18 protein-coding genes and 2 riboswitches are annotated in these 22,573 nt (G+C 54.4%); of the genes, 3 read left to right on the forward strand and 15 right to left on the reverse strand.

Annotated features, from left to right (window positions below):
• Window positions 1–32: 32 nt before the first annotated feature.
• The 9 genes from MHH28_RS11055 to MHH28_RS11095 form a co-directional block, all read right to left on the reverse strand.
• Entirely contained in the window at window positions 33–731 is a 699-nt protein-coding gene (locus MHH28_RS11055) for a DUF2953 domain-containing protein (RefSeq protein WP_405114800.1), read from the reverse strand.
• 176 nt (window positions 732–907) lie between these two features.
• A complete protein-coding gene (scpB, locus tag MHH28_RS11060; protein ID WP_405117004.1) occupies window positions 908–1,504 on the reverse strand; it encodes an SMC-Scp complex subunit ScpB in 597 nt (198 codons plus the stop codon).
• Window positions 1,473–2,264 carry a segregation and condensation protein A gene (locus MHH28_RS11065; protein ID WP_405114802.1) on the reverse strand — a complete coding sequence of 264 codons (792 nt, stop codon included), beginning with the start codon at window positions 2,262–2,264 and terminating at the stop codon, window positions 1,473–1,475. Before MHH28_RS11065 ends, scpB begins: the two co-directional genes overlap by 32 nt.
• A 132-nt stretch (window positions 2,265–2,396) precedes the next feature.
• Window positions 2,397–2,864 (reverse strand): 6,7-dimethyl-8-ribityllumazine synthase, encoded by a 468-nt coding sequence (ribE, locus tag MHH28_RS11070; RefSeq protein ID WP_036698212.1) that lies wholly within the window; start codon window positions 2,862–2,864, stop codon window positions 2,397–2,399.
• Window positions 2,865–2,906: 42 nt separating this feature from the next.
• Complete coding sequence (locus tag MHH28_RS11075) at window positions 2,907–4,160, reverse strand: bifunctional 3,4-dihydroxy-2-butanone-4-phosphate synthase/GTP cyclohydrolase II (RefSeq protein ID WP_405114804.1); 1,254 nt, start codon at window positions 4,158–4,160, stop codon at window positions 2,907–2,909.
• Between the two features lie 62 nt (window positions 4,161–4,222).
• Window positions 4,223–4,891, reverse strand: coding sequence for a riboflavin synthase (locus tag MHH28_RS11080; RefSeq protein ID WP_405114806.1), 669 nt, complete (start codon window positions 4,889–4,891; stop codon window positions 4,223–4,225).
• Window positions 4,892–4,915: 24 nt separating this feature from the next.
• The gene (gene ribD, locus MHH28_RS11085) at window positions 4,916–6,022 is read right to left on the reverse strand and encodes a bifunctional diaminohydroxyphosphoribosylaminopyrimidine deaminase/5-amino-6-(5-phosphoribosylamino)uracil reductase RibD (protein WP_405114808.1); all 1,107 of its coding nucleotides are present in this window, start codon (window positions 6,020–6,022) and stop codon (window positions 4,916–4,918) included.
• A 224-nt stretch (window positions 6,023–6,246) separates the two neighbouring features.
• Window positions 6,247–6,420: riboswitch (FMN riboswitch) on the reverse strand.
• A gap of 117 nt (window positions 6,421–6,537) precedes the next feature.
• Window positions 6,538–6,939, reverse strand: a complete 402-nt coding sequence (mscL, locus tag MHH28_RS11090) for a large conductance mechanosensitive channel protein MscL (protein WP_405114810.1) — start codon at window positions 6,937–6,939, stop codon at window positions 6,538–6,540.
• Window positions 6,940–7,267: 328 nt separating this feature from the next.
• Complete coding sequence (locus MHH28_RS11095) at window positions 7,268–10,759, reverse strand: collagen binding domain-containing protein (protein WP_405114812.1); 3,492 nt, start codon at window positions 10,757–10,759, stop codon at window positions 7,268–7,270.
• A 281-nt stretch (window positions 10,760–11,040) separates the two neighbouring features.
• Between MHH28_RS11095 and MHH28_RS11100 the strand changes: the two genes are divergently transcribed.
• Window positions 11,041–11,802 (forward strand): TIGR02206 family membrane protein, encoded by a 762-nt coding sequence (locus MHH28_RS11100; RefSeq protein ID WP_405114814.1) that lies wholly within the window; start codon window positions 11,041–11,043, stop codon window positions 11,800–11,802.
• A 375-nt stretch (window positions 11,803–12,177) separates the two neighbouring features.
• Here the strand turns inward: MHH28_RS11100 and MHH28_RS11105 are convergent, their stop codons facing one another.
• The 5 genes from MHH28_RS11105 to MHH28_RS11125 form a co-directional block, all read right to left on the reverse strand.
• The gene (locus MHH28_RS11105) at window positions 12,178–12,609 is read right to left on the reverse strand and encodes a peptidylprolyl isomerase (RefSeq protein ID WP_405114816.1); all 432 of its coding nucleotides are present in this window, start codon (window positions 12,607–12,609) and stop codon (window positions 12,178–12,180) included.
• A 123-nt stretch (window positions 12,610–12,732) separates the two neighbouring features.
• Window positions 12,733–14,067: a diaminopimelate decarboxylase gene (gene lysA, locus MHH28_RS11110; protein WP_405114818.1), complete on the reverse strand. Its 1,335-nt coding sequence runs from the start codon at window positions 14,065–14,067 to the stop codon at window positions 12,733–12,735.
• 192 nt (window positions 14,068–14,259) lie between these two features.
• A complete protein-coding gene (locus MHH28_RS11115) occupies window positions 14,260–16,005 on the reverse strand; it encodes a spore germination protein (protein ID WP_405117006.1) in 1,746 nt (581 codons plus the stop codon).
• A gap of 1,006 nt (window positions 16,006–17,011) precedes the next feature.
• Window positions 17,012–17,437: a stage V sporulation protein AB gene (locus tag MHH28_RS11120; protein ID WP_405114821.1), complete on the reverse strand. Its 426-nt coding sequence runs from the start codon at window positions 17,435–17,437 to the stop codon at window positions 17,012–17,014.
• Window positions 17,434–18,102 (reverse strand): stage V sporulation protein AA, encoded by a 669-nt coding sequence (locus tag MHH28_RS11125; protein WP_405114823.1) that lies wholly within the window; start codon window positions 18,100–18,102, stop codon window positions 17,434–17,436. The genes MHH28_RS11120 and MHH28_RS11125 overlap by 4 nt, the downstream gene beginning before the upstream one ends.
• 185 nt (window positions 18,103–18,287) lie before the next feature.
• Between MHH28_RS11125 and MHH28_RS11130 the strand changes: the two genes are divergently transcribed.
• On the forward strand, window positions 18,288–19,445 hold the full coding sequence (locus tag MHH28_RS11130; protein ID WP_405114825.1) for a hypothetical protein: 1,158 nt from the start codon (window positions 18,288–18,290) through the stop codon (window positions 19,443–19,445).
• Between the two features lie 144 nt (window positions 19,446–19,589).
• Here MHH28_RS11130 and MHH28_RS11135 read toward each other — a convergent pair whose 3' ends face one another.
• The gene (locus tag MHH28_RS11135) at window positions 19,590–20,552 is read right to left on the reverse strand and encodes a DMT family transporter (protein WP_405114827.1); all 963 of its coding nucleotides are present in this window, start codon (window positions 20,550–20,552) and stop codon (window positions 19,590–19,592) included.
• Window positions 20,553–20,679: 127 nt separating this feature from the next.
• Window positions 20,680–20,827: riboswitch (FMN riboswitch) on the reverse strand.
• 232 nt (window positions 20,828–21,059) lie between these two features.
• Here MHH28_RS11135 and MHH28_RS11140 point away from each other — a divergent pair.
• A complete protein-coding gene (locus tag MHH28_RS11140) occupies window positions 21,060–22,238 on the forward strand; it encodes a PstS family phosphate ABC transporter substrate-binding protein (protein ID WP_405114829.1) in 1,179 nt (392 codons plus the stop codon).
• The last annotated feature ends 335 nt before the right edge of the window (window positions 22,239–22,573 follow it).

The following is a 22,573-nucleotide window of genomic DNA, read 5'->3' on the forward strand; positions in this document are numbered from 1 at the left end:
TTGCCCACTATGGATTGGAGTATGTAGTTTTTTTAGGAACGTTCGCGGCTCAGCAATTTCTTCCACCGGCCGAGGCCGCCTTCCACCTTCGAGACACGGCGCAGCAGGAGAAGTCCCGCATAGAGCGCATATCCGGCGGACAGCTTGCCGCTGCAGACCGCTTCCGTGGCAAAAAACGGCTCATCCCGGAAGACTGGAGCTACAAATATTCCCGGCTTATGCACCAGTCTGACTGTGCGGGAGAGTGCGCCGATCATCGTCCACTTCAGGCCCCATAAGGCCCCCACCGCCGTGGCGGTCGTTGCAGCCTCCCCCAGAGAGAAGTCTGTGGACCAGTCCAGCTTGGTGATCTGAATATGGGACAAGGTGTCTGTAAGCCACTTTTTCAGCCCGCGGGTTGCATATAATGCCGTGCGTACGTTCTTTAGCCATTGCGTCACAGATTCCTTATCCACCTGTTCTTCATTCTCGCTGTCCTGCTTCACCGGCGCAATTCCGCTCTTCTCCACCTTGAGCTTAATCCCCTGTTCCAGGCTCTGGAAGACCAGCGCAGGTACCTCATAATGAAATTTAACAAAGCCGTATACAGCCTTGATGTCAAATTCGATGCGGTCATCCTTACCCAGCCTGCGGACACGGAAGTGAAAATGAATCGATGACGCCAGAACCAGCAGTAACAGCAGAATAACGAGCAGTAGCAGGATTAAGGGTATTGCCAGCCATAACGTCACATGCTTAACCTCCAAGCAGCCTTTAGAATAATAAATATGGAGCCTATGGATTAGTATGGCAATTACGGCTGGATAACATTCGGTTATTTCGCTAACATCTCTATTATTTGCGAAAAAAATGCCGCTGCCCCGGCTGGGACAACGGCATCGCTATGAACAGCGGCAATACGCTGCGGTTATTCGACCTCATCGAAGGTCATCTGGCTGTCCAGCTTGCTGAACAGCAGCTGGGTCTCCTCTTCCAGACCCTCGGAGGTGTCGAAGTTCGACGGCTCCGGCAGCTCCTTCAGGCTCGCCAGCCCGAAGCTGTCCAGGAAGGACTTGGTCGTGCCGTACAGAATCGGACGCCCGACGGCCTCGGCCCGGCCCACCTCCTGAATCAGATCCTTGTTGCCCAGCGTGTGGATGGCCCGTTCGGATTTGACTCCCCGGATCTCCTCGATCTCCACTCTCGTAATAGGCTGGCGGTAAGCCACAATGGCGAGTGTCTCCAGCGCTGCCTGGGACAGGGATGATCTGGAGGGTGAATACGCCAGACGCTCAAAATACTGCGCATGCTCGGGAAGCGTCGCCAGCCGGTAATTACCGGCAATCTGCACCACCTGAAGACCCCGGCTCTGCGTATGGTAATCCTCTCTTAAGTCATCCAGCGCCTTCGTAGCCAGATCGGGCCGCTGCTCGGTAATCTCGGCAATCTGCCGGGCGGACAGGCCTTCATCCCCCGAGAGAAACAGCAGACCTTCAATAATTGATTTCAGCGTGTTGTAATCCACTGACATCCTCTCCTCCTCTCCACTCCATGACAATATCTTCGAATAATTTCTCCTGATAGCAATAAATGGCCTTCATCTTCATCAGCTCCAGAATGGCCAGGAAGGTGGCGACGATCTCATACCGGGCCATCTCCTCATGCAGCAGGGACGAGAAACGCAGTCTGCCGCCGGTCCCTTTGCGCTGAAGGGCTTCCGACACCTCACGAATCCGGTCCTTGACCGAGATCTCATCCCTGGTGATCCGCTGGTAGGAGGTACGCCGGGCGGCCTTGCTGAGTGCCTTGCGGAACGCGGCGATCAGATCGGCGGTATGCAGACCCTTCAACGTATTGTCCGTCTGAGCAGGAACGAAGGGGCCCAGGTCCTCCGGCTCCTTCGTAAAAATCAGGCTGCGCTCACTCTCCATATCCAGCAGCTGTACGGCAATGTTCTTGAATTTGCGGTATTCAATCAGGCGCTGCACCAGCTCCGCACGCGGATCGTAGCCGTCATCCTCATAGTAATCGAAATCCTCGATTTCAATGACAGGGAGCTTAGGCAGCAGCATCTTGCTCTTAATCGACAGGAGGGTGGCTGCCATCACCAGAAATTCGCTGGTGATATCCAGCTCAAGCTCCTTCATTCCCTGTAAGAAATCCATATACTGCTCGGTGATCTCGCTGACCGGAATGTCCTGGATGTCGATTTCCGCTTTGTCAATCAGATGCAAGAGCAGATCGAGCGGACCTTCGAACGTCTCCAGCTTGTACAATACAGTCACGCGGTTTCCTCCAGCCCAAAAAAAGTAAAGTGCAGCGCCGCAGGGACGCTACACAAGTAGAAAGATCTATGTTCATGCTTTCTTCTCATACTATAAATAAGCACGATTTACGCTCTTTCGTCAAGAGGTGTATTATTTGAACAGCTTGTTCAGGTTAGCCATTTCGATAGCGGCAGTCGCTGCATCCCAGCCTTTATTGCCCGCTTTGGTCCCGGAGCGTTCAATGGCCTGTTCAATATTCTCCGTTGTAACCACACCAAAAATGGTCGGAACACCGGTCTTAAGGTTAATCGCCGCCACGCCCTTGGCAACCTCGTTGCACACATAATCATAATGTGTTGTAGATCCGCGAATGACTGTGCCCAGCGTGATTACAGCATCGTATTTGCCGCTCTCGGCCATTTTTTGGGCGATCAGCGGAATTTCAAATACTCCCGGTACCCAGGCAACATCCACTTCATCATCGGCGGCGCCATGGCGCTTGAAGGCATCGAGTGCCCCGGAGAGCAGCTTGCTGGTAATGAACTCATTGAAACGTCCCACGACAACCCCATATTTCAAACCCTCGGATACTAAGTGTCCTTCAAAATAATTCGGCATGCTGCTCATCAACCCTTCGTGTATAGGATAGGTAATCTATAATTAAATTTTGGTATTCTCATTCTGTTCGATCTTGTCAAAATTCAGCAGATGGCCAAGCTTGGCCTGCTTCGTATGAAGATAATTGGTATTGTCCTTGTTCTCCGGCATCTGGATCGGTACGCGCTCCACTACCTCAAGGCCGTAGCCCTCCAGTCCCTTGATTTTGCGCGGATTGTTGGTCAGCAGCCGGATCTGGCGGATGCCGAGATCCTTGAGAATCTGTGCCCCGATGCCATAATCCCGCAGGTCAGCCGCGAAGCCCAGCTTCAGGTTGGCATCCACGGTATCGAGCCCTTCTTCCTGCAGCTTGTAGGCGCGCAGCTTGTTGATCAGGCCAATCCCCCGGCCCTCCTGGCGCATATAGAGGAGAACCCCCCGGCCGGCTTCTTCAATCTGGCGCAGGGCCGCTTCGAACTGCGGACCGCAGTCGCAGCGGTGCGAATGGAACACATCGCCGGTCAGACATTCGGAATGCACACGCACCAAGACCGGCTCATCCCCGGAGATATCGCCCTTGACCAGTGCAACATGCTCCTTGTCATCCACCTCGTTCGTGTATGCGATCGTCTGGAAATCGCCGAAATCGGTCGGCAGATTCACCGATACCTCACGGGTTACCAGATGCTCCTTCTCATTGCGGTAGTGAATGAGGTCCTTGATGCTGATCAGCTTAAGATCATGCTTCTTAGAGATCTCAATCAGGTCAGGCAGCCGGGCCATGGTGCCGTCTACCTTCACCACTTCGCAGATGACACCTGCCGGATACGCCCCGCACATCCGGGCCAGATCGACCGCAGCCTCCGTGTGGCCGGAGCGCCGCAGGACTCCGCCTTTCTTGGCGATCAGCGGGAACATATGACCCGGTCTGCGGAAGTCGGCCGGCTTCGCCTGCGGGTCCAGCATCGCCTTAATCGTCTGGGACCGTTCACCGGCCGAGATGCCGGTCGTCGTCGCTGCGTGGTCAATCGAAACCGTGAACGCCGTACCATGGTTATCGGTATTCTGAGATACCATCGGGTGCAGGTCCAGCTCTTCGGCACGCTCCGCCGTAATCGGTACGCAGACCAGGCCTCGTCCTTCGGTAATCATGAAGTTAATCACTTCCGGGGTAGCCCGTTCCGCCAGAGCCACGAAATCTCCTTCGTTCTCGCGGTCCTCATCATCTACCACGATGATGACCTTGCCGCGCATTAAGTCATAGATCGCATCCTCAATCGGGTCAAGAATACTCTCCTTATCAGCTTGCTGGCTCATAGTACTGTCCTCCTAATGGCTCTACGCTTGCCTGTCGGCTTGCCGTATGCCTGATCTATAGATTATATGAACCCGTTGGCCGCCAAAAATTCATGGCTGATCTTCGAGCTTCCTCCATCGTCTTCATTGCCTGCACGCGAACCATAATGAAGCAGATGGTCAACGTATTTACCGAGCACATCACATTCAATATTCACCCGGTCACCCGACCGCTTGTGGGCCAGCACGGTCTCTCCCAGCGTGTGCGGGATAATTGACACGGTGAAGGTTGCCGCTTCCGTCATCACAACCGTAAGGCTGATGCCGTCTATCGTGATGGAGCCTTTGGGAATGATGAATTTGAACAGGGATTTGCGGTCCGGCGCAATCTCGAATACCACGGCGTTCTGGTCGCGCCTGACACTGCGGATCTCACCGGTTCCATCCACATGCCCCTGGACAATATGCCCCCCGAAGCGTCCGCCGGCGGCCATCGCGCGTTCCAGATTCATCCGGCCGCCGGTCCGCAGCTCTTTGAGTGTACTGTTGCGGTAAGTCTCAGGCATAACGTCAACGGTGAAATGATGGTCCCCAAGCGAGGTTGCCGTGAGACAGACACCATTGACTGCCACACTGTCACCGATCTTCAGATCTCCCATAATGAGGGAGGCCCCGATATTCATCACCATCATCTCCCCGCCGCTGGTGACGCTGCGCAGGACTCCCACCTCTTCAATCAAGCCGGTAAACATGCCATCCCACCTCCTGAAATTCGCTTAATGCTGCCTTACCGGGGTGCCGCTGATACAGACATTATCCCCGAGCACTTCCACTTCCAATCCTTCAAGCTGGATGGCATCTCGCATCAGCTCCACACCCCCGAAGTCGAACGTTCCCGCTGCCGCAGCGCCGCCGCCGACAATCTTCGGAGCGAAGAAGAGGACCACCCGGTCAACCAGGCCCTGCTCCAGCATGGCCCCATTCAGCGTCCCACCGCCTTCCAGCAGGATCGACCCGATCTCCATCGCGCCCAGCGCAGCCATCGCCGCCTGCAGATCCACACGGGGACCGCTGCCAGCTGCAATCACCTGTACCCCTGCCGCGAGTAGCGCTGCTCTGCGCTCAGGATCTGCCCTCTCCGTAGTTACGACCACTGTAGGCGCCAGACCATCCTTGACCACAGCGCTGTCCAGCGGCAGGCGCAGCGAGGAGTCAATGATAATCCGCAGCGGATTCAGTCCGGGCACATTCAGTCTCGTCGTCAGTGAAGGGTTATCGGCAATCACGGTATTGACCCCGACCATAATTCCCTGATGGCGGTGACGCAGGGTATGTACTAACTCCCGTGCCTCAGCATTCGAGATCCACTTGCTGTCTCCGGTGCGGGTGGCAATTTTGCCGTCCAGTGTGCTGGCGCTCTTGAGGGTTACGAACGGCTGCTTCGTCAAAATATACTTGATGAACTTCTCGTTCAGCCGCAGCGCCCGGCCCCGCAGCAGACCTACTTCCACATCGATCCCCTGTTCACGCAGCATCTCAACTCCCCGGCCAGCCACCTGAGGGTTCGGGTCCTCACAGGCGACAACCACCCTTGCCACTCCTTCATCGATCATACGCTGGCTGCAAGGAGGCGTGATGCCGTAATGGCTGCAGGGCTCAAGCGTAACGTATGCCGTACTGCCTTGCGCCTTACCGGCAGCCATATTGAGCGCATGCACCTCGGCGTGGCCGGTCCCGCGCTGCAGATGGGTTCCAAGCCCGATCATGACGCCATCCTTCACGACGACGCAGCCAACCACAGGATTAATCCCGGTCTGGCCCTGTGCCCGCTCTGCCATATCCAGCGCAAGGGACATGTAAAACTCATCGTTCATCTTATCCATGTCTTGCCTCCTATCCCCCGGCTGTATTCTTCGTGTGTATCAAACAACAAACAGAAAAACCCGTCTCAATCTCCAGGAGGAGTTCAAGACGGGATATACGAGAGGTAGCACCAGCAAATAAATATATGCGTAAATAAACGCCGGACCTCCGGCATTGTGAAAGTTCGCACATAATATCTGAAAACACTGTTGCCCGGCCGCCTGCTGCAAGCGCGGCACGTGAATCTCTCCTTCTTCCATCCAGACTATACTGTCGGTCCCGGAATTGCACCGGGTCCACCGTCCGTATGAATATCATACGGAGCGGGTAGCGGACTAAGCATCAGAACCGGCAATCATAAGCCAGCTCAGGCAGCATCACCGCCGGTAGGGAATTACACCCTGCCCTGAAGGATTGATCTATTCAGTTCAATAACAAGTTACGCCTACAACAAAATTATCACTTCACTGCGGGAAATGCAAGTGTGTTTCGGAAATTTACTATATTTATGTAACTTAATTCCCTATCATACCTGTCACATGCCCGGCTCACGCTGCTTGTCCGCTCTCAGCAGATCGCGAATTTCCGTCAGCAGGACCACATCCGGTGCCGGAGCGGGTGTCTCCACTACCTCCACCTTGACAGTCTCCTTGCGTCTGAACCGGGTGCTCAGCTTCACCACCATGAAGATGGAGAAGGAAATAATGAAGAAGTCGACTACGGTCTGGAGGAACATACCATATTTCACCGCAACATCTCCTATGCCAAAGCTAAGTTCCTTCAGATCAATCCCCCCGCTGATCAGACCGATAAGCGGCATAATAATGTCAGCCACCAGCGAGGTAACAATTTTGCCGAATGCCGCTCCAATGATCACGGCGACCGCCAAATCCAGCACATTGCCTTTCATGGCGAAGCTTTTGAATTCCTTCCACATAACCAATATCCCTCCGAAACTTTGAATTTGAAATTATTATAGCATTTATAGCAACACGTATAGCAACATGCAAGCAGAAAAATACATAAGTGGAGTAGGATTAACGTGTGCACTTGGATGGACGCTCCGCAAACGGACCGTTGTTCCAATCGCTGTGGTCTTCATAAGTACACTTGAATTCATCAGAAGTGAGCAAAACGAGCAAATGTAGTGTATAACCAGAAGCACAAAGGAGCGGTCCTCCAATAACGGAGGACCGCTCCTTTTTTACATGTTAAGCTTTTGGGACAGCCCCTGCTGAAGCCCTATCCTGCTGCTCTAATTCAGCCTAATCCTGCTTGCGCGTTCTGCGGAATACCCGGCTGAGGAGGATACCGCCTAGAATCAGGCCTGCACCGGTCAGGTAGATCGGCATCGGACTGCTCTCCCCGGTCTGCGGCAGTCTGCCGCTGCCGTCATTCGTGCCGGAGACCGTCCCATGCGGAACCGCTTCGTCTTCAACATCTACTTCAGTATTGCCCAGCGGAATGTTATCATCGATCGGCGTCACCACTTCAGGTGCTGCCGGCTCCGGAGTAACAGTTGGTGCCGGAGTCGATGGCTGCGGGGTTCCCGGCAAGCCTGGTCCAGCAGGAACCTGCGGATCATCGATGATGACACCCGGTTCGAATGTACCGGCTGGTGTCGGTACCGGAGTAAATACCGGTCCTCCGGTAGGCGATGTCGGAACAGGCGTAGCCTCTGGTCCCGTAGAATCTGTAGGCACTGGCGATGGAACCGTAGTCGGAACCGTAGTCTCAACAGGTGACTCGGTTGGCACCGGAGTCACTGTCGGCGTTGGCGTTACTGTAGGTGTCGGCTGCTCCGCCAGCTTATTATACAGGGTGAGATTCAACACGGCCGAGGAGCCGATGGTCACCGGATGCTCGGTGGAATCCAGCACATAGCCCTGCGGTGCAACTGTTTCAATCAGGACATAGCTGCCCAGCCACAGATTGTTGAACGCCGCGATGCCTGCTGCATCTGTGGTGCGGGTATTCACCAGCACCCGGTCACTTCCGTTCAGGCGGTATAGCTCATAGATAGCTCCAGCCAGCGGTTTTGCAGTATTGCCCGCTTCCAGCTTGAAGACATTGAGCGTTCCTCTGACGCCGCTGCCTGTTCCCGAACCGCTGGAGACACCTACGATAATCTCCTTGGTCGTCTCCTTGGTGATAAGCTTGACGTTATTGCCGCTGAAGCTTACGGAGTTGACCAGCTTATCGCCAGTGTTCGCAACGATCAGGGACTGATATTCCAGCACATAAGCGGAATGGATGTCACCAGGGAAGCTTAAGACGAAAGACTGCCTGCCCTGTGCATCGGCGCTGATCGTTAAGGAGTAATCGGTATCCTTCACAAGTGCAGGACCGCTCTTCGTCACTTCACCATTCACGGACGTAACCGTGCGGTACAGCTGGAAGCTGTCCGGCAGGAGGATCTGATTTGTGCTCGGCACATCGGTGATCACGGCATCTTTTACATGGGACTGGGTGCGGTTGATCGCAATGGTCCAGTTCAGCTTATCCCCGTTCTGCACGCCGTCTTTGAACACATATTCATCCCCGTGCGGGATATCTACCGTTGCCTTCAGATCCTTGGAGACCTTCTTCGTGCCATCCAGCAGCTTCGCTGTATTCACAACCTTGGTTCCAATCAGCTGTCCGGCCAGGCTTGTTTTGAAGACGATGTAATAGGGCGAATGAATGGCTTTGTCAAAATCAACCTTCAGCTCATTGCCGCTACCCACGCTGTAGCTGAACTCACCGCCGTCAACCTCAGCGCCAGGACTATGCGTTCCATCCTTGGCAATATTCATCTTGTATACCTTAAGGGAGCCTGGTACCAGAGACTGTCCGTCAGCCAGTACATCTGTCACTACAGGATCGGCAATGGATTTGCTGTTGTAATTGACGCCTATGGTCCAGGTCAGCTCTTTGGCAGAAGCATCATAGACCCCGGATTTGAACCCGTTGTTCTTAACCTCCGGGTTAGGGATGAACTTGCCGCTGGCTTCTGTCCATTGTGGCTTGTTCTGGCTGTCCTTCCAGTCAATGCGGGCCACGTTGATGAAGTCATCGGTATTGCCCGTAAGCCAATCATTGCTGAATTCAGTCTGATAACTAATTGTATGAGTCCCTGTAACCGGTGATTTGAATTTCACCTTGAACCCTTCATTCGGCTGAGCCGGTGAATTCACAATCAGGGTATAAGCCGACGGGCTGATCACTGTGCCGGATAGAGTACGGACCACCAGTGAACCCGAGATATATTTCTGTCCTCCCTGCGGGAAGCTGTCTGTAATCACCACTTCGTTCATCGGGTAATTGTCGCCGTTAAACGTGATTTTCCAGTCGGTGGTGTGGGTGTTGTAATTCACGCCGGACAGATTCTTATAAATAATAATAGGCCGGATCAGTTGAGTAGCGTTGCTGCTATAAGTACTATCAGAGACCGTATTGGTGATCTTCGTATCTTTGAACACACGGTCTGCCGCTTTGGTTGTATATTCGATCAGATAAGCCGATTTCACCGTATTCTTGAACTCCAGTCTGAACCCGTTGCCGGATTCGCCGCTGGCTGGCGTTACCGTGTAATCTGCGCCTGGGGTCAGTGCTGTGCCTTTGGCTGCTTCTCCGGCCGCATTCAGGGTAACCGGATAGATCCGGACCGAGTTCTCCAGCAGTACCTGGGAGCTGTTGAACACATCCGTCAACACCGCATTCTCCGGGGAGATCGTCCGTTTATTGTAGTTGTATTCGATAGCCCAGTTAATGGTCTGAGTGCCCCAGTCATAGCGGACCGCTTTTTTGTTAAGGCTGCCGCCGCGTTCAATGACCACCGTATCCGATGCGCTCACCGGCTCACGGCCATCCCCTGTGAAAGTTGCCGTGTTGGTGAAGCTGGACAAGTTATCGCTCACTATCTGCGTTGTATACTTGATGCGGTATGCCCCTGTAATCACAGGGTCTGTGAACTGAAGCTTCAGCGTCCCGCCGGAGACATCCGCCGTATATTTGCTGCTGTCCACAAGCGGGCCTTGGGTAACCGTGCCGTCCAGCTGAACATTCAACTGGTATACCGCAAGGGTAACCGTACTGTCCAGTGCCAGCCCGGCAGGAATCGGGTCGGTCACAGCCGCGCCGCTTACCGGCTCCAGTCTTTTGTTCACATCAACAGTCCAATCAATATGATCCGCGTTGAAGCCGCTGGAGATTCCCTTCTTGGTAATTGTCGAGCCTACAGTGGGCTTGAACGATACCGTAACCGTCTGGACCCCGCCGTTCACCGGGAACAGAATCTGCTGGACGGTGCTGCCGCTGATCACTTTTTTGTCAAATTGGGTATTAATACGTAAGGTTCCCTGCACATTGGCATGACTCTCAATGTAGTCGCCAAATGTCATTACGACCTGATGAGTAGCCTGGCTGACTGTGAATGTGCCTACCGCCCCGTCGTCCGATTCCAGTCCGCCCTGAATGTCATTGAAGAGCTGGAACTGCTCGGGAAGCTGGAAGGTGAAGCTGTCTCCCTGGCTATAGCCGTGGCCGTTAGGAAGCGACCAGGTATAATCCAGCTTCACGGTGGAATCCACCTCATACACACTGCCTGTTACCGTCTGTCCATCCGGACCATATACCGCCATAGATACGCTGGTAATAATGTCCCGGTCCTGCTCAATGGCCGCCGCTGTAGCCTGCTGGGTGAAGCCCAGCCCTGAGACGAATTGCACGAATAACATGACCAGGACCACTGCCAGGCTTGTTCTTTTTTTCACCATTTCCCATAAGTCCCCCGTTCTTTCAAATAATTGATTTGAAGCATACCTGCAAAAAAGATGGCTGCTGAACGCACCGGTAAGGACACACTCCACCTGAAGTTTCGTTATGTATACGGGCTTAGAGTCCATCTTATGTAAATAAACTAATAAACCTGACTTTTCTGCCCACTACAGACGATATATACTTATATCACCTAAGAGTAGAACTTTAGAATCAGATATAGTTAAATTTAAAGAATTTATTACGCTATCTTTATTTCAGGATTCGAGGAGAGATTCCAGTGAATGGAAATATATTTTGGGACCGTGCCCGTGACAGCGATTTCGTCATGCTCTCAGCCTCACATCTTATCACCCTGTCTGTCATTGCCTTATGCTGCCTGGCGCTCTTTGCAGCCCGATTCGCCCTGCGCAGCCATTCCGGCCTGCGGGCAGGCGTACGCCTGCTGCTGATCCTGCTGCTGGCTGCTTCCGAGGGAGGCCTGCATGTCTGGTATCTGTCCCATGACAGCTGGAGCCGCAGCTCCTCCCTGCCACTGGAACTATGCGGAATTACCCTGCTCCTGTCGGTCGTGATGCTGCTGACCCGCAGCAGGCTGCTGTACAGCTTTCTTTATTTTGCCGGGATCGGCGGTGCATTCATCGCCCTGCTTACGCCTAATCTGGTCTATCCGTTCCCGCATTTCCGCTTCCTGCTGTTCTTTATCGCCCACGGCTCGATTATACTCGCTTCCCTGTACATGACCTGGGTCGATGGATATAAGCCTACCTGGCGCTCGCTGTTCTTCACCATGCTCTGCCTGAACCTTGTTGCCGCATGCGTGTACGCCGCCAATGTGCTGCTGGACTCCAACTACATGTTCCTGATGCACAAGCCCAGCACGTTCTCGGTACTGGACTATTTCGGCCCTTATCCCTACTATCTGCTGGTAGAAGAAGGCTTCGCCTTCGTCATCTTCCTGCTGATGTTCCTGATCTTCTTCAAGCTGCCGGAGCTGTACGCCGCCCGTCGTAAGTCACGCCGCCGGATCTTTGGCAGGTAAATGCAGAGGGGGAGATTCAGGGGCATTAGTGCCCCTCATTTCCGCCTCGAGCCGATGTCTGCAAGTTCAGGAGCATGTTAGTTGGACAAACGTATCTTGTTTCGGATGTTTTGGAGCTTTCAAGGAAATTAATTGGATAAACGTCATTTAATTTCGTGCATTCCCTCTACTCTGTTCTATTTGCAGCATTTTAAGTGCTGTTTTTCCACCTGTTGCCTGTAAAGGCTTCCTTCGCACCTGAGTAAGTGGAGGAAATCCAACTGCTATGTTCAATTCCCCGCACGGCAAAAAGCACCCGGCTGAATAACCAGCCGGGTGCTTTGGCGATGCCTGAGGAGGAGAACCTCCCCCTATAGTGTCTATGGAGTGCTTGTATTAAGCTTCTACAATTTCAACAGTCGCCATCTTGTCGCGTCCTTTGAAGGCGTCAACCAGCTCCATGCCTTCAACTACTTTGCCGAATACTGTGTGTACTCCGTCCAGGTGCGGCTGAGGAGCATAAGCGATATAGAACTGGCTTCCGCCTGTGTTCTTGCCGGCATGGGCCATCGCCAGGGAACCGCGCTCGTGCTTGTTCGGGTTGATCTCGCAGTCGATCGTGTAGCCTGGACCGCCGGTGCCTGTTCCGTTCGGGCAGCCGCCCTGTGCTACGAAGCCCGGAATCACGCGGTGAAACAACAATCCGTTGTAGAAGCCGTCTTTTGCCAGCTTCTCAAAGTTAGCTACTGTATTAGGCGCATCCTGATCGAACAAGTCGATCAGCACAACGCCGCCGTTTTCGAGTGTAATTTTCGCTTGCTTAGCCATATGTAAATGACCCCTTTCGAAATGACAAATGTAGAACACTTTTATTAGTTTACTATGAAACGGGGCACAAAGCAAAGCAAGCGGGATGTCCTCCCGCCTGCCGCTATAGTCCATCCCTATGTCTTATTTCGTAACGGCCTGTTTGGCAATCCGTGCAGGCACGATATCATTGGCTACAATATCGTGATGGGACTCACGGCGTACGACCAGATCACTCTGCCCGTTCTGCACGAACACTACCGCCGGACGGCGGATACGGTTGTAGTTGCTGGCCATGGAGTAATTGTACGCGCCAGTGCAGGCCACCGCCAGCAGATCACCGCTCTCCACCTTAGGCAGCTCCACATCCCAGATCAGCATATCGCCGCTCTCGCAGCATTTGCCGGCGATGGATACCGTCTCCGCATTAGGCTCAGTGGCACGGCTTGCCAGCAGCGCTTCGTACTTGGATTCATACAGGGCCGGACGCGGATTATCAGTCATGCCGCCGTCAACGGCTACATATTTGCGCACACCCGGGATTTCCTTGCTGGTTCCTACCGTGTAAAGGGTCGTTCCGGCATCGCCCACGATGCTGCGGCCCGGCTCCACCCAGATCTGCGGCAGCGAATCGTTAATGCCGGTGAAGTAGGTCTTCACTGCATCAGTGATCGCTGCGACATATTCAGAGACCTGCAGCGGCGTATCGCCGTCCACATAACGGATTCCGAAGCCGCCGCCCAGGTTGACTACAGGGAAGGAGACTCCCAGCTCATCCTTGACGGTACGGGTGAATTCAGCAATACGTTCAACGGCAAGCTGGAAGCCCTCGGTCTCAAAAATCTGCGAACCGATATGCGAATGCACGCCGAGCAGGTTAAGATTAGTCAGGCTGTCGGCCAGGCTGACCGCTTCACGGGCCGAGCCGTTGCCGATGTCGAAGCCGAATTTGGAGTCGGTCTGTCCCGTTGAGGCATAGGCATGGTGGGCATGGGCTTCAACCCCAGGCGTAACGCGCAGCAGAATATTAACGGTCACTTCTCTGCGGGCGGCAATGGACTGAAGCAGTCGAAGCTCAACCAGGTTATCGGCGACAAAGCAGCCAATGCCTGCATCGATCGCCATCTCAATCTCGTCCGGCGTCTTGTTATTGCCGTGGAAGTGAATGCGTTCCGCCGGGAACCCTGCTTGCAGCGCAGTATACAGCTCTCCGTCGGAGACAACATCCAGCGACAGCCCTTCCTCATCCGCAAGCCGGCACATCGCCATCGTCGAGAACGCCTTGCTGGCATAAGCCACCTGGAACCCGAGACCGGAAGCTGTGAACGCCTCCATGTATTCGCGGCAGCGGCGGCGGACCAATTGCTCGTCCACTATATATAGCGGTGTACCGTACTCCGCCTTCAATTCAGTTACATCACATCCGCCGATCTCCAAATGCCCTGCATCATTGATTCGGCTCGTCCCGTGTAAAAACATTGCGCAGTCCTCCAATTTCTGTGGAATTATCCGTTCCACCCTGTCTAGTATATGATTTGGGGCCCCGATGCGTTCCTGAAACTGGTGCTCAGGATACAGATCCGGCTTATTGCGGGGCTGTTCAGTATATTCAGTATAGCAGACAGAGGGAACACCATTGAATGGACTTTTTTGCAGTTGATTTGTATTTTTCTACGGCTTGCGCGGAGCATCCTTATTCTCGGACATCCGGGTATTATCTCTCGTTTTGTTGAAGGATGGCCTTGTTTTGGAGCTCAGCACCGGTTGGCGCAGGAGGATCTCCGCCATGGCTTTTGCATTAAATGGTATAAACGGCCACATATATGGAGAGTTATACGAACGGTGCGTGGTCAGCAGCACCACTAGCAGCGTCGTCCCGATCATGAAGCCGGGGATGCCGTAAGCAGCCACCGCCAGCAGCAGCGCAAGCCGGACAATCCGGTTGGCCAGCCCCAGCTCGTAGCTCGGCGTTGCAAACATCCCGATAGAGGCCACCGCCATATAGAGCACCACTTCATTGACAAACAGCCCGGTCTGTACGGCGATATCACCGACCAGAATGGCGGCGATCAGCCCCATCGCAGAGCCGAGCGGCGTCGGTGTATGCACCGCAGCCATCCGCAGCAGATCTACCCCCAGCTCAACGATCAGGAACTGGGCAATGAGCGGGAGATTGGCTGATTTTTGCGGACCGATGAAATCAAGCATGCCGGGCTTCAGCTCCGGATGGAGAACCATCAGCATCCACAGCGGAAGCAGGAACATCGAGGCAAAGATCCCGATGAAGCGGACCCAGCGGAGATAAGTCCCCATAAAAGGCGTCTGGCGGTTCTCTTCCGCATGCTGGCACAGATCAAAAAACGTCGTCGGCAGCACCATCACGCTCGGGGAAGTATCGACAAACACAACCACCCGGCCCTCCAGCAGATGGGATGCGACAATATCCGGCCGTTCCGAATAACGGACCAGCGGATAGGGGTTCCAGCCGCCGCCGACAATCGCTTCCTCCAGTTGCTTGTCCGCCAGGGGAATGCCGTCGAGATTGACGCTTTTCAGCTTGTCCGTAACAGCCTGCACCTGGGTCTTATCCACGATATCATCGATGTAAGCTAAGCAGACATCTGTCCGGGTCCGCCGTCCAATCTGATGCATCTCCAGCTTCAGCCCAGGGTCGCGGATACGTCGTCTAACCAGAGCCACGTTGCTTAGCAGCGTCTCTGTGAAGCCGTCCCGCGATCCGCGGACCACCCGCTCAATCGACGGCTCATCCGGGCTGCGGGAAGGATACGAACGGGTATCCATGATAATAACCTGCGATTCCCCTTCAATGAAGAACGCGCTCATGCCCGATAATACTTTGTTGATACTCTCGCTGAACAACTCGCCTTTCTCCACCTGGACATGGGGAATGTACTCAGTCATGAAGCTGGCGAACACATCAGTTGATACATGATCAGGGGTCAGATATGTCAGGCGCTTCAGAATTTCATCGATAATTGTATCCTTGGCAAAGCCGCTGATGCAGAGCAGAGCCGCGCGTTTCCCGCCGAAGGACATCTCCCTGAAGACGATATCAAAAGAAGAGCCCAGCCCAAGCACCTCGGTCAGTGTATTCTTGGCAACCTCCAGGGATTGCGGTATCTTATCGTTGCCCTGCCAGTACTTAATCGAAGCCTCCAGGGAGTCGGAACGTTCATTGTCCCGCTTGAGCTGCAAGGGGTCCTTGGGCTTGCTAGCAGTCTCCGCCTTCTGCCCGGATTCGGCCTTCTTGGGTTCAGGCTGCCTGGAAGCAGCTTTCTGCGGCTCCTGGGGCTGTCCATCTCCCTGACCGTCCTCCTGATCCTCAGGCTCTTCATCATCTCCGAATAATCGGGCAAAAAAGCCTTTATGGCTCTTATCCGGCGTCTGCGCGCCCAGCTCGTCCGAGGTCTCCATATCCTGTGGCTGGCCTCTGCCGTCTTCAATGGCTCCCTGGCCAGCAGCGGACTCCGCCGTTGATTGATCCGAGCCAGCCTGTGCTGCTGCGGTCTGTTCGGGTCTGCCGGTTCCCTCGGAAGCCTCTGATTCCCGGCCTTCAAAATCGGCGGTGGCAGCCCCTCCAGAAATCTGCGCCCCCTGCTGCGAATTGTCTGCCGCTTGGTCTCCTGTCCCACCTTCAGCGGACGCTTCCTCCGGCTGGCCCGACTTGCCCAGCTCGTCCGCAGCCTCCATGTCTTGATTCTGCCCGTTAGCATTGCCCGAATCGTCCCCGGCCTGCTGCTCCGGCCCGGAATCATCACCGAACAGACTGCTGAAGAACCCTTTGATGCCTCCGCCGGACGGTTCCTGATCCTCTTCGGCTGAGCCGCCATCCGTTTCGGCAGGGTCGCCGGACACCGCACTGCCCTCACCAGCTCCAGCTTCTGAGTTCTCCCCGCTGCTTGCTTCACCAGTTCCAGCCTCAGCGCTCTTCCCGCCGCTGCCCTCTCCAGCTCCAGCCTCAGCGCTCTTCCCGCTGCTTGCTTCACCAGTTCCAGCAGCAGCATTCTTCCCGCCGCCATTCTCACCCTCTCCGGCTTCTCCGAGTCTCGCCGCAGGGGCCGCTTCATTCCCGTCTCCGCCGCTGTCAGGCGGACCATCCAGGGCCGATGCGCTCTCCTGCCCGCCCTCAATCGGTCGCGTGACCGCGCCAAGCTCCGCCGATGCCTCCAGCTCCTGGCTCCCGCCACTCCGAGACGCCACTGGCTCTTCCTCCGGTGCCTTCTGCTGCGTCACCGCGCCAGGCCCCGCCGATGCCTCCAGCTCCTGACTCCCGTCGCCCCGGGACGCCGCTGGCTCTTCCTCCGGTGCCTTCTGCTGCGTGCTCTGCTGCGCGGAACGGTCTTGCTTTTTATCCGTCTCTACCTGATCACCGCTGTGAATATACCTCACTTCCTAGCCCCCTTTACTGTTGATATACAAACCAGTCGAACAACGATCCTGCCACCTTCCCGCATACCATCGCCATCAAGAGACCAAGCAGCAGATGGGTCATATGCAGACGTTTGGCCAGAATCGGCAGGACATTCAGCACCTCCGTCAGAGCCGCCGCCAGCATGCCGATGAATACACCGTTGAACAGGCCGACCCCCAGCTCAATCAGCGGGCCCGCCGCCATTTTCCAGTTCCAGAAGTCACTCACCGTCCCCAGCAGGGAACCGCCGACCATCGCCCCCTCATACCAGTGAACCTTGTCATAGGAGGAAGTAAGCTGCGCCAGCCGGGGAATGATGTCCAGTACTACGAATAATGCAATTACTCCGCCGCCCACCGCGATTCCTCCGGCAATTCCCAGCAGCAGATGAAGCCCGAGCGACAGCGGCGCGCTCATACGCCCCCCTCCCGGCTGCCGGATGTATCGTCACTGCGGCGGCGTTTCATTTTGCGGTACTCCTCATTGATTACGTATTGATCGATATTCTTCTGATACAGGAACATCTCCACTTCAAGGGGAGTCGGCTCCTCATTCCATTTCTTTTTGAACAAATGATTGAAAAAAATCACCATCCCAAACCCGATGCCCAGCGAATAGGCGACCTGAAACAGATAAGGATGCTCGTCCCTGCGGCCGGTCAGCATCTCCACAATCCGGATCTGTACCTCCAGCATGCTGACATCGGCATGGAAATTCATAATCGTCAGCGCCGAGCCGAAGAACAGCAGCAGCCATACCAGCACGAAGAGAGCCACGGAAGGCTTGTTTGCCGTAGCCGGGCCTTCAATCTGTACAATGGTGCGGCCTTCGCCAATCGGCTGGATGTCGGCATAAGGGTACAGCCCTTGAATCCGCGGAATGACGGTTAGCAGGTCGATCAGAATCAGATTGCCGTCACTCTCCTGGGGCTCAAGCACCAGCAGCGAATACAGCGGCTCCCGCCACTGCGGATCGGTGATCAGATAAGCGACATCGCGCAGCAGCACCCCCTTGCCTTTGGGCACCGTCACCCGGTTCTTAAGCTGGATATATACGGCCGGAGCCGGGGAGTCAGGGTTCATCTGCGGGGCCTCCTTAAGTTGGGATGTTGCAGTATACGGCAAGAATAACGGTAGTATGGGAAAAAAGGCTTATTTTTACTCTTCCCCTGTGCAATTCATCAGATTTAAGCGGGACCGCCGAAACTTTTCCTGCCCAAGGGCCGTCTATAGTTACAGTTATTTACACTGAAAGGATGGAAGTTCATATGAAGAAAACACTGCACCACTCCTTACGGATCGTTCTCTCTGCCTCTATGCTTCTGGCATTCGCAGCACCGCTCACAGCACATGCAGCCGAGAAGATAGAGGTATACGATTCCTATACAAGCAAGAGCGGCAACATCCAGCTGTATTCGGTGAGTCAATTGGACGGGGAGCAGTTCATCAACGCGGTCATTGCCCGGCAGGCGGATGGGTCATTTGCCAAATGGCCGGAGGCTTTTCAGTATTTCTGGACAAGAGATAGCGGGAACTTACAGTTAACGGGGATGGATGATCCGGAGCAAGCTTATGTATACGACACACAGAGCCAGTCTATTGTGCGCAAAAGCGACTATGCCCTCTCTCCTGACGGCCGCTGGGGGGTGCTGGAGCGTTCCCGGTACGAACGGCAGCCGGAGGGGTATTTCGCGAAATTTGGCGATCAGTATCTGAGAAATACGGCGACCGGCAAAGTCTCTATCTATTATTCTACTCAGCAATCCTACAATGCCCGCTGGCTGAACCAGCATACGCTGCTTGAGAGCGGATATGATAACACCGCCCGGCAGAATGTGATCCGTACGTATGATCCGTCTACCGGGAAGCGGCAGGAACTGCTGAAGGGTACCTTGACCAACTCAAACTTCACGAAGGGAGTGCTGCAATATGTCAAAAACGAGCCTAAGCGCCTCCCTTGGATCTATAATCTGAAAGACGGATCGTCACGGGTGGTCAAGGACACCGGCGAGCTTGAAGCTCTGTTCCCTGCCCCTCCATCCTCCAGACCGGAAGTCAATTTCCCTAAGGATATGGTGCTGAAAGACTTGCCTGTCGCTGACATGCCTATCACCTTAGCCTACGAATACAATGTGAATCTGGACGGAAAAAGTGTCGATGTATCCACCGTATTCTCCAAGGGCGGACAGGACTGGATACCGGTGAAGCCACTTGCTGCCGCACTCGGCTGGAAGATTGAAGTGATGAACCTTAGCGCAACCGGCGATCCTTCTGCCGCTTATATCTATAAAATCACAAACGGCGGCACTCACGCGGTGCTTACGCCTGTGAACAGCTTCAATTCGGCAGGCAAACTGTATATCGCACCGGCCCAGCTGAAGGAGCTAGGGTACAAGAATATCCTGCTAACACCTTATCTGAAATAAAATCGCTCCAGCGGCGGCTCCCTTGCCCTGTCTGCTATACAACAAAGAGGATGTTCCCGGACGGCGAGCCGTCTGGGAACATCCTCTTTGACTGTGATGCGCTGAGTCCTGGGGTCTGTCCCCTCAGACGGTAGCGCGATGAAGTTAATTCTGTTTGGACGGCTGGAGCTGTTCCCTCTGCTGACTGGAGATGAAGAACAGGGCTGTCCAGATCAGGGCGAAGCCGACAATCTGCGGCAGGGTTATAAGCTGCTGATACACTACCCAGTTAATCAGAATACCTGTCATCGGGAAGCTGAGTTCGGCCAGCGTCGCTACGGAAGCTTTGGTGGTGTTCAGTCCTTTGTAGTATAACAGCATGCTGAGCAGTCCGGGAAGCAGTGCCTGCAGCAGCAGATTAATGGCGACTGCCGCCGAGCCGCCAATTCCGCCGCTCATCTGCCACGGAGCGCCTTCCATGCTTGTAATGACAAACAGCAGCGGGAGCGCCAGAATGAAGCGCAGTGAGGTGACTGTCTCATATTTCATTGAGCCCAGCAGATAACGGCCCATGACGGTAGAGCCGCCCCATAAGGCGGCAGCGCCCAGCGCCATCAGGCTTCCTACGCCCATGAAGCTGTTCACATGCCCGAAGGGAATGGTCCAGCCGAAGGTCAGCAGGTACGTGCCGGCGAGTGCAACGATAAGCAGCGGTGCGAAATTGCGCGGCAGGCGTTCTTTAAGAATAACAGCGGCAAGACCAATGGCGAACAGGGGCTGAAGCTTCTGGAGCAGCAGCACGGCATTGAAGTCTCCGCTGGATAAGGCTTTGGTGAACAGAATGGTCGCTACGGCTGAGCCGCCCCACGACACCACGAGCAGCGCTGCGGCCTGGCGCAGACGGATACCCTTCAGCTCTGCGCGGCTGCGCCACATTACCGGAGCGGCCACCAGGAAGAGCACGACATGCTCAAGCAATACAATCTGGGATGAAGTCAGGGATTTCAGCAGGATAATGCGGAACAGCGGGTCAACGCCCCATAAGGCCGCCCCCAGAACCACCAGCCAGAATCCGCTGCGCACCGGTGCGGTACGCACGCCTTGGGATGAAGCAGATACATTACTCATCATTCATTCTCCTTGTCGATACAAACCCTCGATAGAGACCAAAAACCCCCGTGAGTCCTGCAAACAGGACAAACATCGGGGGCGTTATCAATAAAGACATACGGAATAAACCCGCCCGTCCTTATCTTATGATCCTCTCCCATCCGGACTTTACCGTCGGCTCTGGATTGTCACCAGATCAGTCGCTTCCTCTTGTGATAGAGTAACGAGTCGCGGGCTTAGCTCTCTCGAACATCACCGCCGGTCAGGAATTTCACCTTACCCCGAGAATCTTGTATTCTGTTATTAATTTCACAATCCCAGAATACCTCTGTTTCATCATTTCGTCCAGCTTTTTATGAAAATATTCATTTTATTTCATTCAACAATCATCAAATTCATCCTTCTGCCGGATCTATCTGCGTGCGGCATCCAGGTACTGGTTCGTTTGGCAGGAACGGCGGCTTGCGATACACTGTAGTATGAGCATTTATCAACCCTATTATAGAGATATACTTGGAGGTCATCATGAAAAGAAGCTTTGCGACCAATCTGCTGTATTCCATCCTCGCTCTGGCCGGCATGGCCATTATCGGCTTTATCAGTTATGTTATCGCCGCTTTTACCGGCGGGATGCTCTTCTATGGTCCGCTGGTTATCGTCGTCGCTTCAGGGCTGGCGATACTCTCCGTACTCAGCATCTTTGGCCTGTTCAGCAGGAGAGTGCGTCGGATGATCCTCGCTGCTTTTGCCGGAATTTGTGTTCTGGCAGCCGCAGGCCATGAGATCAGACAAGGTTATGTGAATAGCCTGGCGGAAGTACGGGAGCCGGAGGTCAACCTGTTTGAGTACGCTCCCTTTGAGGTCAACACCAAAGCTGCAAAGCTCGATCACAAGGCATCCTATCAGCTTACGGAGCAAATGCCCCGTCTGGATGGTGCAACTGCGCTGTATCCGCTGTATTCCGCTTTTGCACAGGCCGTGTATCCGCAGGATACCTATAACTCCAGCATTGAGCTGACCGGAAATGATCTCGTCCTGTGCACCAGCACTTCCGAAGCTTACAAGCGTCTGATCGCCGGGAACACTGATATTATCTTTGCTGCGGCCCCTTCGGCCGCCCAGTTGAAGCAGGCGAAGCAAGGGGGCCGTGAACTGAAGCTCACCCCGATCGGGCGCGAAGCGTTCGTCTTCTTCGTCAACAAGCGCAATCCGGTGGACAGCTTAACGATAGATCAGATTAAGGATATCTATTCCGGCACCCTCACGAACTGGAAGCAGGTTGGCGGCAAGAAGGCGTCCATCCGGGCTTTTCAGCGGGCAGAGAACAGCGGCAGCCAGACCAAGCTGCAAAAAATCATGGAGGACCGCCAGCTGATGGCTCCCCCGAAGGAGAACGTAGCAGATGTGATGAGCGGCATTATCAGCCTGACCGCCAGCTACCGCAACTACAATAATGCGCTTGGCTTCAGCTTCCTGTTCTACGCCTCACAGATGAATGCCAGCGATGAGATCAAGCTGCTGGCCATCGATCAGGTGCCGCCTTCCAAGGAGACTATCCGCAGCGGTGAATACCCGCTCGCCGTCGAATTCTACGCCGTAACGGCCGGAAGCACCAACCCGAATATCGAACCGTTCCTCGACTGGATTCTGTCCGCCGAAGGGCAGGAGCTGGTGGAGAAGACGGGCTACACTCCGTTGAAGTAAGCAGAACACCAGCATCCTAACATCCTGAAGTGTTCTCCCACTCATTCCGGCGCTCCACCTAACTCTGGCCAATCTAAGAGTTTTCTCTCTCACCGGCCGCTTGTATAGAGCAGCATTGTTGCACTTTTTGCAGGACTTCTCTATTACTGTTACTGGCTGGGGTACATTGTTGCATGATTTGCAGGAAATTCGGTGTTTAGAGTTAGTTAGCGCTGGATTTGTTGCAATTCGTGCAAGATTTCAACATAAACCGCTCCTATCGAACAGTATTGCTGCAATTCGTGCAGGATTTCTCTATAAATATTACTGGCTGTGGAGCAACGGCCCCTTCCCTT

The organism is Paenibacillus sp. FSL K6-1217 (assembly GCF_045040735.1).
Lineage (GTDB): Bacteria > Bacillota > Bacilli > Paenibacillales > Paenibacillaceae > Paenibacillus_AQ.

What these genes read in the sequence shown, in the direction of transcription:
- ribE (WP_036698212.1), bottom strand. Translation starts at nt 2,864, where the DNA reads ATGCCGAATTATTTTGAAGGACACTTAGTATCCGAGGGTTTGAAATAT.
- MHH28_RS11075 (WP_405114804.1), bottom strand. Translation starts at nt 4,160, where the DNA reads ATGAGCCAGCAAGCTGATAAGGAGAGTATTCTTGACCCGATTGAGGAT.
- MHH28_RS11080 (WP_405114806.1), bottom strand. Translation starts at nt 4,891, where the DNA reads ATGTTTACCGGCTTGATTGAAGAGGTGGGAGTCCTGCGCAGCGTCACC.
- ribD (WP_405114808.1), bottom strand. Translation starts at nt 6,022, where the DNA reads ATGGATAAGATGAACGATGAGTTTTACATGTCCCTTGCGCTGGATATG.
- mscL (WP_405114810.1), bottom strand. Translation starts at nt 6,939, where the DNA reads ATGTGGAAGGAATTCAAAAGCTTCGCCATGAAAGGCAATGTGCTGGAT.
- MHH28_RS11095 (WP_405114812.1), bottom strand. Translation starts at nt 10,759, where the DNA reads ATGGTGAAAAAAAGAACAAGCCTGGCAGTGGTCCTGGTCATGTTATTC.
- MHH28_RS11105 (WP_405114816.1), bottom strand. Translation starts at nt 12,609, where the DNA reads ATGGCTAAGCAAGCGAAAATTACACTCGAAAACGGCGGCGTTGTGCTG.
- lysA (WP_405114818.1), bottom strand. Translation starts at nt 14,067, where the DNA reads ATGTTTTTACACGGGACGAGCCGAATCAATGATGCAGGGCATTTGGAG.
- MHH28_RS11120 (WP_405114821.1), bottom strand. Translation starts at nt 17,437, where the DNA reads ATGAGCGCGCCGCTGTCGCTCGGGCTTCATCTGCTGCTGGGAATTGCC.
- MHH28_RS11125 (WP_405114823.1), bottom strand. Translation starts at nt 18,102, where the DNA reads ATGAACCCTGACTCCCCGGCTCCGGCCGTATATATCCAGCTTAAGAAC.
- MHH28_RS11130 (WP_405114825.1), top strand. Translation starts at nt 18,288, where the DNA reads ATGAAGAAAACACTGCACCACTCCTTACGGATCGTTCTCTCTGCCTCT.
- MHH28_RS11135 (WP_405114827.1), bottom strand. Translation starts at nt 20,552, where the DNA reads ATGAGTAATGTATCTGCTTCATCCCAAGGCGTGCGTACCGCACCGGTG.
- MHH28_RS11140 (WP_405114829.1), top strand. Translation starts at nt 21,060, where the DNA reads ATGAAAAGAAGCTTTGCGACCAATCTGCTGTATTCCATCCTCGCTCTG.